At 71.6% G+C, this 14,711-nt stretch carries 13 protein-coding genes, 1 pseudogene and 1 riboswitch; of the genes and pseudogenes, 7 read left to right on the top strand and 7 right to left on the bottom strand.

Going from position 1 to position 14,711, the window contains the following annotated elements; all coding sequences use genetic code 11:
• On the top strand, positions 1 to 681 hold the full coding sequence (locus ACYVKA_RS05915; RefSeq protein ID WP_394275801.1) for a precorrin-8X methylmutase: 681 nt from the start codon (positions 1 to 3) through the stop codon (positions 679 to 681).
• A gap of 188 nt (positions 682 to 869) precedes the next feature.
• Here ACYVKA_RS05915 and ACYVKA_RS05910 read toward each other — a convergent pair whose 3' ends face one another.
• The 3 genes from ACYVKA_RS05910 to cobN all read right to left on the bottom strand — a co-directional run bounded on the left by ACYVKA_RS05910 (position 870) and on the right by cobN (position 6,132).
• Positions 870 to 1,628, bottom strand: a complete 759-nt coding sequence (locus tag ACYVKA_RS05910; RefSeq protein WP_460703806.1) for a cobalt-precorrin-6A reductase — start codon at positions 1,626 to 1,628, stop codon at positions 870 to 872.
• Complete coding sequence (locus tag ACYVKA_RS05905; protein WP_460703804.1) at positions 1,625 to 2,455, bottom strand: SAM-dependent methyltransferase; 831 nt, start codon at positions 2,453 to 2,455, stop codon at positions 1,625 to 1,627. The genes ACYVKA_RS05910 and ACYVKA_RS05905 overlap by 4 nt, the downstream gene beginning before the upstream one ends.
• On the bottom strand, positions 2,452 to 6,132 hold the full coding sequence (cobN, locus tag ACYVKA_RS05900) for a cobaltochelatase subunit CobN (protein WP_460703802.1): 3,681 nt from the start codon (positions 6,130 to 6,132) through the stop codon (positions 2,452 to 2,454). The genes ACYVKA_RS05905 and cobN overlap by 4 nt, the downstream gene beginning before the upstream one ends.
• A riboswitch (cobalamin riboswitch) is annotated at positions 6,094 to 6,200 on the bottom strand. It overlaps the preceding gene by 39 nt.
• A 162-nt stretch (positions 6,201 to 6,362) precedes the next feature.
• Between cobN and ACYVKA_RS05895 the strand changes: the two genes are divergently transcribed.
• Positions 6,363 to 6,614: a hypothetical protein gene (locus ACYVKA_RS05895; RefSeq protein WP_460703800.1), complete on the top strand. Its 252-nt coding sequence runs from the start codon at positions 6,363 to 6,365 to the stop codon at positions 6,612 to 6,614.
• A 9-nt stretch (positions 6,615 to 6,623) separates the two neighbouring features.
• Entirely contained in the window at positions 6,624 to 6,914 is a 291-nt protein-coding gene (locus tag ACYVKA_RS05890; RefSeq protein ID WP_460703798.1) for a hypothetical protein, read from the top strand.
• Positions 6,915 to 7,093: 179 nt separating this feature from the next.
• On the opposite strand, the gene cobO is transcribed toward ACYVKA_RS05890, so the two are convergent.
• Genes cobO through ACYVKA_RS05875 form a run of 3 tightly spaced genes read right to left on the bottom strand, consistent with a single transcriptional unit; the run spans position 7,094 to position 10,124 of the window.
• Positions 7,094 to 7,699: a cob(I)yrinic acid a,c-diamide adenosyltransferase gene (gene cobO / locus ACYVKA_RS05885; RefSeq protein WP_394275811.1), complete on the bottom strand. Its 606-nt coding sequence runs from the start codon at positions 7,697 to 7,699 to the stop codon at positions 7,094 to 7,096.
• The gene (locus ACYVKA_RS05880; protein WP_460703796.1) at positions 7,699 to 9,198 is read right to left on the bottom strand and encodes a cobyric acid synthase; all 1,500 of its coding nucleotides are present in this window, start codon (positions 9,196 to 9,198) and stop codon (positions 7,699 to 7,701) included. Before ACYVKA_RS05880 ends, cobO begins: the two co-directional genes overlap by 1 nt.
• Positions 9,198 to 10,124 carry a cobalamin biosynthesis protein gene (locus ACYVKA_RS05875; protein WP_460703794.1) on the bottom strand — a complete coding sequence of 309 codons (927 nt, stop codon included), beginning with the start codon at positions 10,122 to 10,124 and terminating at the stop codon, positions 9,198 to 9,200. Before ACYVKA_RS05875 ends, ACYVKA_RS05880 begins: the two co-directional genes overlap by 1 nt.
• On the opposite strand from ACYVKA_RS05875, the pseudogene ACYVKA_RS05870 reads away from it, so the two are divergent.
• The 3 genes and pseudogenes from ACYVKA_RS05870 to ACYVKA_RS05860 all read left to right on the top strand — a co-directional run bounded on the left by ACYVKA_RS05870 (position 10,050) and on the right by ACYVKA_RS05860 (position 13,187).
• A pseudogene (locus ACYVKA_RS05870) lies at positions 10,050 to 10,702 on the top strand (histidine phosphatase family protein). The gene ACYVKA_RS05875 and the pseudogene ACYVKA_RS05870 sit on opposite strands and share 75 nt — an antisense overlap.
• 333 nt (positions 10,703 to 11,035) lie before the next feature.
• On the top strand, positions 11,036 to 11,884 hold the full coding sequence (locus ACYVKA_RS05865; protein WP_460703792.1) for an undecaprenyl-diphosphate phosphatase: 849 nt from the start codon (positions 11,036 to 11,038) through the stop codon (positions 11,882 to 11,884).
• A 73-nt stretch (positions 11,885 to 11,957) separates the two neighbouring features.
• Positions 11,958 to 13,187: a glycosyltransferase gene (locus ACYVKA_RS05860; protein ID WP_460703790.1), complete on the top strand. Its 1,230-nt coding sequence runs from the start codon at positions 11,958 to 11,960 to the stop codon at positions 13,185 to 13,187.
• A gap of 27 nt (positions 13,188 to 13,214) precedes the next feature.
• Here ACYVKA_RS05860 and ACYVKA_RS05855 read toward each other — a convergent pair whose 3' ends face one another.
• The gene (locus tag ACYVKA_RS05855) at positions 13,215 to 13,616 is read right to left on the bottom strand and encodes a VOC family protein (RefSeq protein ID WP_394277087.1); all 402 of its coding nucleotides are present in this window, start codon (positions 13,614 to 13,616) and stop codon (positions 13,215 to 13,217) included.
• Between the two features lie 97 nt (positions 13,617 to 13,713).
• Between ACYVKA_RS05855 and ACYVKA_RS05850 the strand changes: the two genes are divergently transcribed.
• Entirely contained in the window at positions 13,714 to 14,685 is a 972-nt protein-coding gene (locus ACYVKA_RS05850; RefSeq protein ID WP_460703788.1) for a DMT family transporter, read from the top strand.
• Positions 14,686 to 14,711 lie beyond the last annotated feature (26 nt).

Here is a 14,711-nt window from a genome sequence, read left to right as displayed (position 1 = left end):
GTGCAGTACGACTACATCACCGACGGCTCCTCGATCTACGACAGGAGCTTCGCGATCATCCGGGCCGAGGCCCACCTCGACCGGCTCCCCGACGACCTGGCGCCGGTCGCCGCACGCATGGTGCACGCCACCGGCCAGCCCGACATCGTCGACGACCTGGGCTGGAGCGACGGCCTGGTCACCGCCGCCCGTGCTGCCCTGCTGGCCGGGGCGCCGGTGCTGTGCGACTCGACGATGGTGGCCACCGGCATCACCCGTTCGCGCCTGCCGCGGGAGAACCAGGTGGTCTGCCTGCTGCAGGAGCCGGCCACCGTCCGACGCGCCACCGAGAAGGGCATCACCAAGACGATGGCGGCGGTGGAGCTCTGGGCCGAGCGCCCCCTGATGGCCTCCCGCCACCTGCTCGACGGGGCCGTGGTGGCAATCGGCAATGCCCCCACCGCCCTGTTCCGCCTGCTGGAGGTGGTGCGCGAGACCGGAGTGCGGCCCGCCGCCGTGGTCGGCTGTCCGGTGGGCTTCGTCGGGGCCGCCGAGTCCAAACAGGCCCTGGCAGGCAATGACCTCGGGCTGGACTACCTCACCCTGCACGGGCGACGCGGCGGCTCGGCCGTCACCGTGGCGGCGGTCAACGCGCTCGCCTCCTGTGACGAGCGCGGCAACCGGTCGATGCTTCGGCTCTAGGGTCGCCCAGCACCCGGTTGATGGCCTCCACCCCGCCGACGGACCTGAGTCGCTGCACCACGCACACACCAGGGGCTCGGGGCACACGTTGGAACGTGTGCCCCGTGTTTCCTGCGTGTGCCCCGTGCTGCGTGCGTGTGCCCCGTGTTTCCTGCGTGTGCGGCAGCGGGCAGCCAGCTTCCGGCTGCTCACCTACCGGTGGGTTCACTGGCCCTCCCCAGCACCCAGTCGACGGCCTGCTCGACCTTGTTGACGGTCTCCACCCCGTCGGTGGGCCGAGGCCGCTGCACCACCACACAGGGAATCCCGAGTTCGTGGGCCGCCTCCATCTTCGGGCGGGTGAAGCTGCCGCCGGAGTTCTTGGTGACCAGCACGTCGCTGCGGTGCTCGCGCAGGATCTCCAGCTCGCCGTCCAGCGTGTAGGGGCCGCGGCTGGTGATCACCTGCCAGGCATCGGGGACGGCCATGTCGGGTTCGCGCACCATCCGCGCCAGCACCGCAAGCTCCCCCAAGGCGGGCAGGTAGCGCTCCAGCTCCTGGCGGCCGACGGTGACGAAGGGGCGCGATCCCAGGCTGGCGGCAAGCTCGGCCGCCTGCTCGTGGCTCCCGGCCAGATGCCAGCCGTCCTCGGCGGGCCAGGCAGGGCGTTCCAACCGCAGCAGCGGGATGCGTCGCCCGTCGGGCAGCGGGGTGGCGCAGGCCTCGGCAGCATTGCGGCTCATCCCCTCCGCAAAAGGATGCGTGGCGTCGACCACCACGTCGAAGTCGGCCAGCGCCGCCCGCAGCCCGTCGACCCCGCCGAAGCCACCGATCCGCACCGCCCCGACGGGCAGCTTCGGCTCCGGCAGGCGGCCAGCCAGTGAGCTGGTGATGTCGATCCCGGCTTCCACCAGGGCAGCGGCCAATGCCCGACCCTCGCTGGTGCCGCCGAGCAGCAGCACCCTCACAGCACGTCCCCGCGCGAGTCGGGGGCACGCAGCAGGAACATGTCCATCACCCAGCCGTCGGTCTCGCGCGCCGTTTCACGTGCAACCTTCGCCCGCGGCACCACCTCGCGGACCCGGCCCGAGAGTGACTGTTCTCCTTCGGAGCCCAGGTTCGCCGACCACCACAGCTGCCAGTCGGCCAGCCCCGGCGAGGAGGCCAGGTCGTCCAGCGTGTGCGGCAGGGTGAGCATCACCACCAGGTTGCGCTGACCAGCCTCGATGTCCTCGAAGAGCTTGCGGGCCGTCGTGATGTGCACCGGTTCGCCGACCCGGTGCAGCACCACCCTGTGCCGTGCCGCCAGCACCTGCGGCGCGCTCACGCCGGGCAGCACGTCCCATGTGCAGCCCGTCTGCTCCTCGATGCGCCCGGCCAGGCGCACCAGCGAGTCGAAGAGCGAGGAGTCGCCCCAGGCGAGGATGGCGACGGTGCGCGCCTCGGGCGCCTCACGCCGCAGCGCCGCCAGGATGCGCTCCACCCGCGCGGCGTGCCAGTCGGCGACGGCCTTGCGGTACTGCGCCCCCGACGACTCGGACGGGCCGCGACGGTCCCGGGGCGGATCGGACACCCGGACGACGGGCACGCCGTGATCCTTGGCGATCCGGCGGCGCACCACCATCTGCTCGTCGCGCTCCCGGCCGGCGTGGGCACCGTCGGTGGCCGACTTGTCGAAGACCACCACCACGTCGCAGCCGCGCAGCGCCGCCGAGACCTCCGGCGTCACGTGCTGCGGGCCCATGCCGATGCCCAGGATCCGCAGCCTCTGCAGTGCTGTGGCGTGCTCGCTCATTCGTCGTCCTCCAGGTCGCCCTCCACCTCAAGGTAGACCTGCTGCAACTGCTGCATCAGTTCCGGGTCGGGCTGCTCCCACAGGCCCCGCTCGGCGGCCTCGTGGAGCCGCTCGACGATCCCGCGCAGCGCCCACGGATTGCTGGTGCGCATGAACTCCTGCGTCGTCTCGTCCAGCACGTACTCGCGGCCCACCCGGTCATACATCCAGTCGTCGACGACCCCTGCGGTGGCGTCGAAGCCGAACAGGTAGTCGACGGTGGCGGCCAACTCGAAGGCCCCCTTGTAACCGTGGCGGCGCATCGCCGAGATCCAGCGGGGGTTGACGACGCGGGCCCGGAAGACGCGGGCGGTCTCCTCGGCCAGGCTGCGGGTGCGCACCCGGTCGGGGCTGGTGGAGTCACCCACATAGGCCTTCGGGTCGGCGCCGGTCAGCGCCCGCACCGTCGCCACCATGCCGCCGTGGTACTGGTAGAAGTCGTCGGAGTCGAGGATGTCACTCTCGACGTTGTCGACATTCTTGGCGGCCACCTGGATGCGCCGGTAGTTGGTGCGCATGTCATCGCTGGCCGGCACGCCGTCCAGGCCGCGGCCGTAGGCGAAGCCACCCCAGGCCGTGTAGACCTCGGCCAGGTCGTCGTCGCTGCGCCAGTTGCCGCTCTCCACCACCTGCAGGATGCCGGCGCCATAGCTGCCCGGCTTGGAACCGAAGATGCGGGTGCGGGCGCGGCGCTCGTCACCGTGTTCGGCCAGGTCGGCGCGGGCATGGGCGCGCACGAAATTCTGCTCGTCGGGCTCGTCCAGCTCGGCGACCATCGCCACCGCGTCGTCGACCATCGCGACGACGTGCGGGAAGGCATCGCGGAAGAAGCCCGAGATGCGCACCGTCACGTCGATGCGGGGACGACCCAGCTCCTCCAACGGCACCACCTCGAGCCGGCTGACGCGACGCGAGGCCTCATCCCATTCCGGCCGCACGCCCAACAGGGCAAGGACTTCGGCGATGTCGTCGCCGCTGGTGCGCATGGCGGAGGTGCCCCAGACGCTCAGGCCCACCGAGGTGGGGTAGGCGCCGGTCTCGTCGAGATGGCGCTGCAGCAGCGAGTCGGCCATCGCCTGGCCGGTCTGCCAGGCCAGGCGCGAGGGCACCGCGCGCGGGTCGACGGTGTAGAAGTTGCGGCCGGTGGGCAGCACGTTGACCAGCCCGCGCAGCGGCGAGCCCGAGGGGCCCGAGGGGATGAAGCCGCCCTCCAGCGCGTGCAGCACCGCATCCAGCTCGTCGGTGGTGCGCTCCAGGCGCGGCACCACCTGCTCGGCGGCGAAGCGCAGCACCCGGCGCACCTGCTCGTCGTCGGTGAGGGAGTCGACGGCCGACGGCTCCCAGCCAGCCTCCTCCATCGCCTGGACCAGGGCGCGGGCGGCCGCCTCCACCTCGTCGGTGCGGGCGCCGTCGGCATTGTCGGCCAGCCCCAGGGCCCGACGCAGCCCCGGCACGGCATCGCTGGCGCCGCCCCAGACCTGCTGGGCGCGCAGGATGGCCAGCACCAGGTTGACGCGGGCCTCGCCGGCCGGTGCCGCGCCCAGGGTGTGCAGGCCGTCGCGGATCTGGGCGTCCTTGATCTCGCACAGCCAGCCGTCGACGTGCAGGATGAAGTCGTCGAAGTCCTCGTCCTCGGGCTGCTCCTCCAGGCCCAGGTCGCGGTGCAGCTCGGCGGCGCGCATCAGGTTCCAGATCTCGCCGCGCACGGCCGGCAGCTTCGCCGGGTCCATCGCCGCGATGTTGGCGTGCTCGTCGAGCAGCTGCTCCAGACGGGCGATGTCGCCATAGCTCTCGGCGCGCGCCATCGGCGGCACCAGGTGGTCGACGATCACCGCGTGGGCGCGTCGCTTGGCCTGGGCGCCCTCGCCGGGATCGTTCACCAGGAAGGGATAGACCAGCGGCAGCGAGCCGATCGCCGCGTCGGGTCCGCAGGCCGCCGAGAGGGCCGCATTCTTGCCCGGCAGCCACTCCATCGAGCCGTGCTTGCCCAGGTGGACCACCGCGTGGGCGCCGAAGCCGTGCTCGATCCAGCGGTAGGCGCCGATGTAGTGGTGGCTGGGCGCCATGTCGGGGTCGTGGTAGATCGCCACCGGGTTCTCGCCGAAGCCGCGCGGCGGCTGGATCAGGATCACCACATTGCCGGCCTGCAGGGTGGCCAGCACCAGTTCCCCGGCCTCGTTGACGAACAGGCTGCCCGGGCCCTCGCCCCAGGCCTCGCGCATCTGTTCGCGCAGCTCCTCGGGCAGGTCGGCGGTCCAGGCGCGGTACTGCTCGGGGGTGATGCGGACGTGGGCATCGGTGAGCTGGGCATTGGTGAGCCACTCCTCGTCCTGCCCGCCGGCGGCGATCAGGGCGTGGATGAGGGCATCGCCGGCGATGGTGTCGGGGGTGCGCCCGTCGGCGTCCTGCGCCTCGGGGCTGGCCTCGGCGGCGCCCAGGATCCGGGTCACCTCGTTGTCGGCGCCCAGGTCGTAGCCCTCCTCGCGGAGCCTGCGCAGCAGCCGGATCGCCGAGACCGGGGTGTCCAGGCCGACGGCATTGCCGATCCGGGCGTGCTTGGTGGGGTAGGCGCTCAGCACCAGCGCCAGTTTCTTGTCGGCATTGGGGGCGTGGCGCAGCCGGGCGTGGTTGGCGGCCAGGCGTGCCAGCCGGGTGCAGCGTTCGGCGTCGGCGACGTAGCGGGGCAGGCCGTCGTCGTCGAACTCCTTGAAGCTGAAGGGACCGGCGATGATGCGGCCGTCGAACTCGGGGATGGCGATCTGGGTGGCCGAGTCCATCGGGGTGACGCCGTCGTCGCTGGCCTCCCAGTCGGCGCGGCTGCTGGTCAGGCACAGCCCCTGGAAGACGGGGATGTCGAGGGCCGCCATCCGGGCGACGTCCCAGGCCTCGTCGTCCCCGCCGGCCTGGGCAGTGGCCGGGGTGGAGCCTCCGGCGGCCAGCACCGTCACGATGAGCGCATCCAGGGTGCCGAGGAAGCCGTAGAGCTCGTCGGGGGCCTGGCGCAGCGAGCCGGCGAAGACCGGGACCGCGGTGGCATGCCCGGTGGCGTCGATGGCGGAGCACAGCTCGCGGGCAAAGTCGGTGTTGCCGCTGGTCTCGTGGGCGCGGTAGTAGAGGACGCCGACGCGGGGGAGGGCGGGCTGCCCGGGCTGCTCGGTGGGTGACTCCCACCAGGACGGCTCGCCCCAGCTCGGGATCGGCTGCGGGGGCTCGAATCCCTCGCCGGTGAGCAGCACCGTGTCGGACAGGAAGGCGTGCAGCTGGGCCAGGTTCTCCGGGCCGCCCTCGGCCAGGTAGCGGTGGGCCTCGGCGGCGACGCCGATCGGGACGCTGGAGAGCTCCATCAGCTGGGCGCTGGGCTCCTGTTCGCCGCCGAGCACCACCATCGGCCGGGTGCCGGCGATGCGGCGGAATCCGTCGCACAGGTCCTGCGGGCCGCCGAGGATGCGGGCCACCACCAGGTCGCAGGCCTCGATCTGCTCGGCCATCTGCTGGTGGGCGGGGCGGGCGGGATTGGCCAGGAAGTAGTCGGCGCCGCTGGCGCGGGCCGAGAGCAGGTCGGTGTCGGACGTGGACAGCAGGGCGATGCGCATCGGCGCGTCTCCTCCCCCGGAGTTCTCGCTCCGGAACGTGGGCATGGACTCACCCGACGTCCAGTGTCTGGCTGTCACAGTGGCGGAACCGCCCCGGGCTTGCACCGGGTTCCTGGGCCGTGGGCTGCGGCAAGCCTAGCGGGAACGGGCTCCCTGGCCATTGCCGCGCGGAAACAGACGAATTGTGGCGCATCATGTGCTTTTGAACCTTCCAAAGGGCCTATTGCGTCTGTTTTCGCGGCGGGGTGGGTACTGTCCGGCGCCCTACTCCTGTCATGAGGCGACACCTGATCCCGGACGGGGTCATCACACTGCTGTTGGTCTTCGGCCTGGGCGCGATCCTGTCGCTCGACACCTGGGATGCCTTGTGGGTGTCGAATGTGTCGTTGACCTGGTTGCTGATTCCGCTGTGGTTCGGCTGGCGAACGGGACGCCTGGGCAAGGGCGCGGCATGGGGGCTCATGATCACCCAGGCCGCTCTCGTGGCCTACTACATCCCGGCTTCGGCGGGTGTGTCTTCATGGTAGCCAGGCATCATGCTCGAGTACGTGGGCCGCTACGGCTCCAAGTACTTCGTGCTCGGACTCATCAGCGGTCCGGTCATGGGCGCGCTGGGAGGATGGTGGCGGCAGCACCCCAATGCGTTGGTCCCCCTTCTCGTCGCTGTGCTCGCTTTCGGAGAGAGGTGGGCATGGCAGTGGCACTTGGGCTTTGATCCGGGCTCGGTCATCTTCACCGGGGAGGCGGTTCTAGGGGTGGCAGGGGCAATCGCGATGCTCGTGTGGGTGCGCCGCGCGCCCGGGGCTTCGCCGACAGCCAGCAGCTGACGGCGCATCCGAGCGGCTTGTCGGCACCATCCGGAGACAGTCCGAGGGTCGGTGGCCGGTGCGGGGGAAAGCCTGCCCGGGCATTGCCGCGCGGAAACAGACGAATTGTGGAGGGCCAACTGGTTTTGAACCTTCCAGAGGGCCCATTGCGTCTGTTTTGGCGGGCTACGACGGCGGTCTCACCACTCGATGCCCGCCTGGCCCTTCGCCCCGGTGTCGAAGGGGTGCTTCACCTTGGTCATCTCGGTCACCAGGTCGGCGGCGTCAAGCACCTGCTGTGGCATCCGTCGCCCGGTCATCACGACGTGCTGGGTGCCGGGGCGGTTGGCGAGGGTCTCGAGCACCTCGTCGACGTCCAGCCAGCCATTGGCCAGCACATAGCTGAACTCGTCGAGCACATAGAGATCATGGGTCTGGTTGGCGAGCTGCTCACTGATCCGCGCCCAGCCCTCCTTGCTCATGGCGACGTGGTCCACCTCCTTCGTCGAGCGCAGCCAGGTCCAGCCGGCGCCCATGGCGTGCCACTCGACCGGCCCGCCCTGCCCGGTCTGCTGGTGCACCTCGTTGAGCGCAGCGAAGGCGGCCTTCTCACCGGTGCGCCAGTTGGGCGACTTCACGAACTGGTAGACGCCGATGCTCCAGCCCTGGTTCCAGGCCCGCAGCGCCATGCCGAAGGCGGCGGTCGACTTGCCCTTGCCGTCGCCGGTGTTGATGATCAGCCGCGGCTGGTGGCGCAGCTGCCGGGTGGTCAGTCCGCTGGTGTTCTGGGGTGCCTTGCCCTGCATCAGTTCTCCCTGTCGGTGGGGTTGGTCGGGTCGGTGGGGGTGGTTGAATCGGTGGCCAGGGCCAGCAGTGCCTCGACGTCCAGCTGCCGCTCGATGGCATCGGCCAGGGTCTCGATCATCTGCTCGCGCCGTTCGGCGAAACCGGGCGCGCCCGGTTCGGGCCGCCACGGGTGCCCGGCCTGCTCGGCGACGCGCTCCAGCCAGGCCCGGCGCAGCCCGTCGTTCTCCAGCGCCCCGTGCCAGTGCGTGCCCCAGGTGGCGCCGACCCGCATGCCGTCCAGGAAGTGCTCGTCGGCTTTGGCCAGCGTCGTGGGCTGGCCGTGGTGGATCTCGTAGCCGGCGGCCTCGTGCCCCTGCCAGCTGCCGGTCGGACGCGCCAGCACCTTGTCGGGGTGGAAGTCGACGCGCAGCGGCAGGATGCCCAGCCCATCAACCGGGCCAGAGCTGTCCCCCTCCACCTCGTCGACGATCACCTGCCCCAGCATCTGGTAGCCGCCGCAGATCCCCAGCGTGGGGCGTCCGGCCGCGTGCCGCTGGGCGACGACCCGGTCGATTCCCTGCCCTCGCAGCCATCGCAGGTCGTCGACGGTGGCGCGGGTGCCGGGCAGTACCAGCAGGTCCGCCTCGGCGCAGACTGCCGGATCGGCCGTCACCTCCACCCGCACACCCGGTTCGGCGGCCAGGGCGTCGACGTCGGTGGCATTGCTCACCCGCGGCAGCCGGACGACGGCCACGTGCAGTGGCCGCGCGCCGGGCGTCGAGGCCGAGGCCCGGCGCCAGCCGCCGATCGCCAGGGCGTCCTCGCCGTCGAGCCAGACCCCCGGCAGCCACTCCAGCACGCCCAGGTTGGCCAGGCCGGTGCGGCGGCTGATCTCGTCCAGGCCCGGCGCCAGCACCGACGGGTCGCCGCGGAACTTGTTGATCACATAGCCCTTCAGCAGCGCGCGGTCGTCGTCGTCCAGCAGCGCCCAGGTGCCGTAGATGCTGGCCAGCACCCCGCCGCGGTCGATGTCTCCCACCAGCACCACCGGCATGCCGAACTGCCGTGCCAGGCCCATGTTGACGTAGTCGCCGCCGCGCAGGTTGATCTCGGCGGGGGAGCCGGCGCCCTCGCAGACCACCACCTGGTGTGTCGCGGCGAGCTCCCGGTAGGCGGCGAAGGCGGCCTCGGCCAGGTGCCTGCGGCCGGTGGCGTACTGACCGGCCTCCAGGGTGCCGTCGGGCTGGCCGCGCAGCACGACGTGGGCGCGACGGTCGGTGCCGGGCTTGATCAGCACCGGGTTCATGGCGGTGCTCGGCTCCACGCCCGCGGCGATGGCCTGCAGGAACTGGGCGCGCCCGATCTCGCCGTCGGTCACCACCATCGAGTTGTTGCTCATGTTCTGCGCCTTGAAGGGGGCGACGTCGACGCCGCGGCGGCGCAGCACCCGGCACAGGCCCGCCGTCACCAGCGACTTGCCGGCATCCGACGAGGTGCCGGCCACCAGGATTCCCACCATCAGAGCTTCCTTCCGATCAGTGCCGCGGCCACCAGCGCGGCCGAGGCCCACTGCACCCGACGCGCCAGCCGGGCGGCGCGTAGCAGGTCGCGCGCCATTGGGCGTGGGCCGTCGCCGAGCAGTCCCCGGTCCTCCACACGTCCGCCGGGGTAGACATTGTGCCCGCCGAGCTGCACCCCAAGCGCCCCGGCGAAGGCCGACTCGCACCAGCCGCCGTTGGGGCTGGGGTGGTCGTGGGCGTCGCGGCGCATCACCCGCCAGGCCTGGCCGGCGCGCGTCCCGGAGACGGCGCAGGTGACGGCCCCGGTGAGCCGGGCCGGCAGCCAGCAGGCGGCGTCGTCGAGCCGCGCGGCGACCATGCCGAAGTTCTCGTAGCGCCGGTTGTGGTGGCCCACCATGGCGTCCAGGGTGTTGATGCCGCGGTGCAGCAGCAGCCCGGGCATGCCCAGCGCCGCGCCCCAGACCAGCGGCGCCACCACTGCGTCGGCGGAGTTTTCGGCCACCGACTCCAGCGCCGCCCGCGCCAGCTCCGGCTCGTTGAGCTCGTCGGCCAGCCGGCCACACAGGTGCGAGAGCCGGTCGCGGGCCCGCTCCAGGTGGTCTTCGGCCAGGTGCGCGGCCATCAGCTCACCCTCGCGCGCCAGCGAGGAGCCGCCGGTCACCGCCCAGGTGGCCAGCGCCGTCAGCCCCGCCCGTGCCAGCGGGTGCCTGCGACCCACGGCCTCGGCGGCCACGCCCAGCACGGCCAGCGGTGCCAGGCAGCAGGCGACGTGTACCGCCCCCGCTCCGCGCTCGTCGCGGTAGGTGCGCCGCTCCACCCACATCGCCCAGGAGCCGAACCAGGCAACCGGATGGTGTCGTTGCGGGTCGGGCACGACGGCATCGGCGAGGGTGCCCAGCAGCAGGCCGGTTGCCCGCGCCCACATCACGCGGCACCTGAGAGGGTGGAGGGGTGAAGATCGTCCTCGTTCGCCACGGCCAGAGCACCTGGAACCTGGAGCGTCGCCTGCAGGGGCAGACGATGCAGGTGCCGCTGACCGAGCTGGGCCATGCCCAGGCCGAGGCCGCGGCCACCGTCGTCGTCGGCCTGGTCGCGCCCGGCGCCCCGCTGCTGTGCAGTGACCAGCTGCGCGCCGTCCAGACCGCCGAGCACGTCGCGGCGGCCATTGGCAGCATCCCCGAGCCCACCCGACTGCTGCGTGAGCAGGGGCTGGGATGCATGGAGGGCAAGGGATTCGACGAGCTCGTCGCCGAAGACACCCCCGAGGGGATGCACGTCAGCGAGGTTTGTTGGGGCGGCGGGGAGTCCATCCAGCAGGTCCATGGCCGCTGCCGTGAACTGCTCGACGAGCTCGCCGCCAGAGGCGTCGGTGAGGTGGTGCTGGTCGGCCACGGCGACGCGCTGCGGGTGCTGCTGGCGGTCGTCGACGGCCGCGGCCACCGCGAGGTGGAGTGGGGCAGCATCGGCAACGGGGAGGTGCTGGTGCGCACCTGGCAGGGGTGAGGCCATCACTCGTCCTTCGCGAATGTCGTCACGGGCGAGGCAGCCAGGCGACCGGGCTCGCCCCCGCCGGATCGCTCGACGTGCACGCCAGGACCATGGGGGCATCACCGTTGCGGGACAGCGCCGGGGTCACACCGGCTTCGCTGGCAGCGACGCGCTGGCCGCAGCCAGCAGCCACACCCTAGCCCAGCACTCCTGCCGATCTGCGCTGGACCTTGGCTGGCAAGGGGCTGTGCCCGGCCTGAGAGTCGTTCGGGAACCTCTCAGAGGGCTCCCTACATTGACATGAACGGCAGCTTCGAGGTTCGGGCTGCGCTCGTGAAGGGGATGCACATGACCTGGTGGCAGTCGATCATTCTGGGAGTCGTCGAGGGAGTGACGGAATTCCTTCCCGTCTCCAGCACTGGTCACCTGACCATCACCGAGAAGCTGATGGGCCTGCCCATCGACGACCCGGGCATCACCGCCTACACCGCCATCATCCAGATCGGCGCCATCCTGGCCGCCGTCATCTACTTCTGGGGCGACATCTGGCGCATCCTCACCGGCTGGCTCGGCGGCCTGGGCAACAAGTCCAGGCGCGGCAGCGACTACAACATGGGCTGGGCCGTCGTGGTCGGCACCGTCATCACCGCCAGCGTCGCCCTGGTCGGCAAGGACTTGATCACCGGAGCCCTGCGCAGCCTGTGGGTGGTGGGCATCGGCCTGATCCTGTGGTCCTTCGCCATGTTCGCCGCCGACCGCTACTCGGCCAAGCTCGCCCCCTCCAAGCAGCGCACCCTGGACACCATCACCTGGAAGGACGGCGCCCTGCTGGGCCTCATCCAGTGCCTGTCGCTGGTGCCCGGCGTCTCCCGCTCCGGCGCCACCATCGTCGGCGGCCTGTTCAGCGGCCTCGACCGCCTGGCCTCCACCAAGCTCGCCTTCTACCTGGGCATCCCCACCTTGGTCGCCGCCGGCGTCTATGAGGCGGCCACCGAGTTCAGCCACGTGAGCGAGACCATCGGCTGGGGCGTGGTGGTCATCGGCGCCGTGGTGAGCTTCTTCGTCGCCTACGCCTCGATCGCCTGGCTGCTGAAGTTCGTCGCCAGCAACACCTTCACCGGCTTTGTCATCTACCGCATCCTGGTGGGCCTGGCCGTGCTCGGCCTGCTGGCCGGCAACGTCATCACCGCCGTCTGATCCGGCACCCGACGGGCCGCACCCCTCCACTTGAGGGGTGCGGCCCGTCGCCATGTGTTGCCAGACTGGCGGCATGCGCATCGCGGCAATCAGCTATGGAACCGAGGGCGACGTGCGCCCCTTCCTCGCCCTGGCCCGGGAACTGCATCTGGCCGGGCACGAGCTCGTCCTGGCCGGCGACGAGGGCTCCGCGCCGCTCGTCGAGGGGCACCCGGTCACCTTCGTCCCCCTGGGCGGGGGCATCCGCTCGCGGTTGAGTGCCGGCGAGAGCGGCGACGACCTGGCGCGCTTCGTGCGGCGCGGACGTTCCACCCTGGCCGGTCTGGGAGTGCTGCGGACCCTCTTCGAGGACCACCTCCACGAGTGGACCGTGACCTTCGTCGAGGCCGTCGAGCAGGCAGGGGGCGCCGACGTGGTGCTGGCCAGCGGGCTGTCCCTGCCCGCCGGTTTCACCGCGGCCGAAATGCTCGACGCGCCCGTCGTGGCCTGCTTCTTCCAGCCCTTCCTGCCCGGCCGCGGACAGCCCTCCTCCGTGCTGCCCACCCGGCTGCCGCTGGCCCTGCACGAGCCCTTGGCGACGGGCGGGCAGCAACTGGGCTGGTGGAGCCTGGCCGGCCAGGTCAACGACTCCCGTCGCCGGCTCGGCCTGGCCCCGCAGTGTGGCGTGTGGCGCGACTACACCAGCCTGTGCGCCTGGTCGCCCAGCCTGGTGCCGGTGCCCGGCGGCGTCCGCCAGCACGTCACCGGCAACTGGGCCCTGCCAGCCCCGATCGCGGCCCTCGACGAGGACCTGCTGGCCTTCCTCGGCGACGGACCGCCCCCGGTCTATGTCGGTTTCGGGTCGATGGCGCTGCCCGACGGGCTGCTGCACACGGTCGTCGACGGACTCGACGGGCGGCGGGCGCTGCTGGCGCCGGGCTGGTCGGGTGTCGTCCCCGAGAACCTTCCCGAGGGGGTGCGGGTGGTGGGCCACCTGCCGCACTCCTGGCTGCTGCCGCGCTGTGCCGCCGTGGTGCACCACTGCGGCGCCGGGACGAGCCATGCCGCGGCCCGGGCAGGGGTGGTCAGCGTCCCGGTGCCGATCGCCGTCGACCAGCCCTTCTGGGCCTCCCGGCTGCACGCCGTCGGGGCCGCCACCGAGGCCCTGCCCGCGCGCCGGCTCACCGCCGCACAGGTCTCGTGGGCGCTGGATCGGGCCCCCTCCCATGAGCTGACCGCCAGCCTGGTGGGCCGCCAGATGGCCGGCCAGGACGGGGCGCACCGCGCCGTCGAGGTGCTGCAGGAAGTGGTCGGGGGGCAGTGACCGGGGAGCGGGGGCGTTGGGGGTGGCTCAGTCGCCGAGGTCCTGGCCGATCTCCCAGCTGTGGCGGTCGGGATCGTGGAAGGTGGCCACGCGCATGCCCCACGGCTTGTCGGCAGGGTCGGTGTCGAAGGCCACGCCACGTTCACGCAGCACCTCGACGGCGGTGTCGATGTCGTCGACCCAGATCGACAGCTGGTTGCGCGGGCCGGCGCTCGGCTCGGCGGGGGCGACGGGCGTCACCAGCCGGGGGCCCTCGCTGTTGACGAGCAGGTTCAGCACGATGCTGCCCAGGGTGAAGCTGACCGACTTCTCGTCGCTCCAGCTCGGTTCCAGTTCGAAGGCCCGCGAGTAGAAGTCCTGACTGGTGTCGAGGTCGGCCACCAGCAGCGTGATGGCTGACAGGGCAGGGGTGAACGAGGCGGATGACATGCCCCACACGCTATCCGGGCGCTCCCGGGTGTCGGCCCGGGGTCCGGGCCGCGGACGAGATTGCCAAGCGCACGGGCCAGCATCCACACTCGACCGGGTGAGCACTGCCCCGCAGACGATCCCCCGCCGCACCCAGCTCCTGGCCCTGGCCAGCCTGGTGGTGATGGGGATGCTGTGGGGCAGCACCTTCTTCAGCATGAAGGACCTCACCACCCGGCTGGCCGTCCCGGACCTACTGGCGGTCCGCTTCGTCGTGGCCTCCGCCGCGGCCGGCGTGATGGGCTGGCGGTACTGGCGGATGAGCCGCGCCACCCTGCTGCGCGGCATCGGGCTGGGGCTGCTCTACGGCATCGCCCAGCTGGTCCAGACCACCGGGCTGGAGACCACCGCAGCCTCCGCCTCGGGCTTCATCACCGGCCTCTACGTCGTCTTCACCCCGCTGCTGGCGGCCACCCTCCTGCGCGAGCGCATCCCCCGGGCCACCTGGCTGGCGGTGGTGCTCGCCGCCCTCGGCCTGGGGGTGCTCACCCTCGACCTTGGGGCCGGGCTCTCGATGGGCGGGGGAGAGGCGCTGACGCTGGCCAGCGCCGTGATCTATGCCGGCCACATCGTCGCGGTCGACTCGTGGAGCCGACCCGGCACCGCCATCTCGCTCACCCTGGTGACCCTGGTGACGGTGGCCGTCCTGTGCACCCTGGTGGCCCTGCCCGGCGGGGTACAGGCGCCGTCGACCAGCAGCGACTGGCTCATGATGGCCTGGATCGCGGTGGCTGCGGGCGCCATCCCGGTCTTCCTGCAGGTCTGGGCGCAGGGCCTGGTGGAGTCGACGACCGCAGCGGTGCTGATGGCCGGTGAGCCGGTCTGGGCGGCGGTCTTCGCGATCCTGTTCGGTGGGGAGAGGCTCACCTGGCAGATCCTGCTGGGCGGGTCGGCGATGTTCACCGCCATGGTGCTGGTCTCGCTGCTGCCCCGTTGGCGACGACGGCGCTCCACCCGAAGGGGTGGCCAATCTGGGCAGGTGCTGAGAGGAAGTATCGCCGACCCGGACACCCCACCGGGGCGCCGATAGGCTCCGACGGACGCACCGTGCGTCCG

The organism is Luteococcus sediminum (assembly GCF_054783495.1).
The sequence above is the reverse complement of the archived record's forward strand: the minus strand, read 5'-3'. Positions and strand labels throughout refer to the sequence as shown.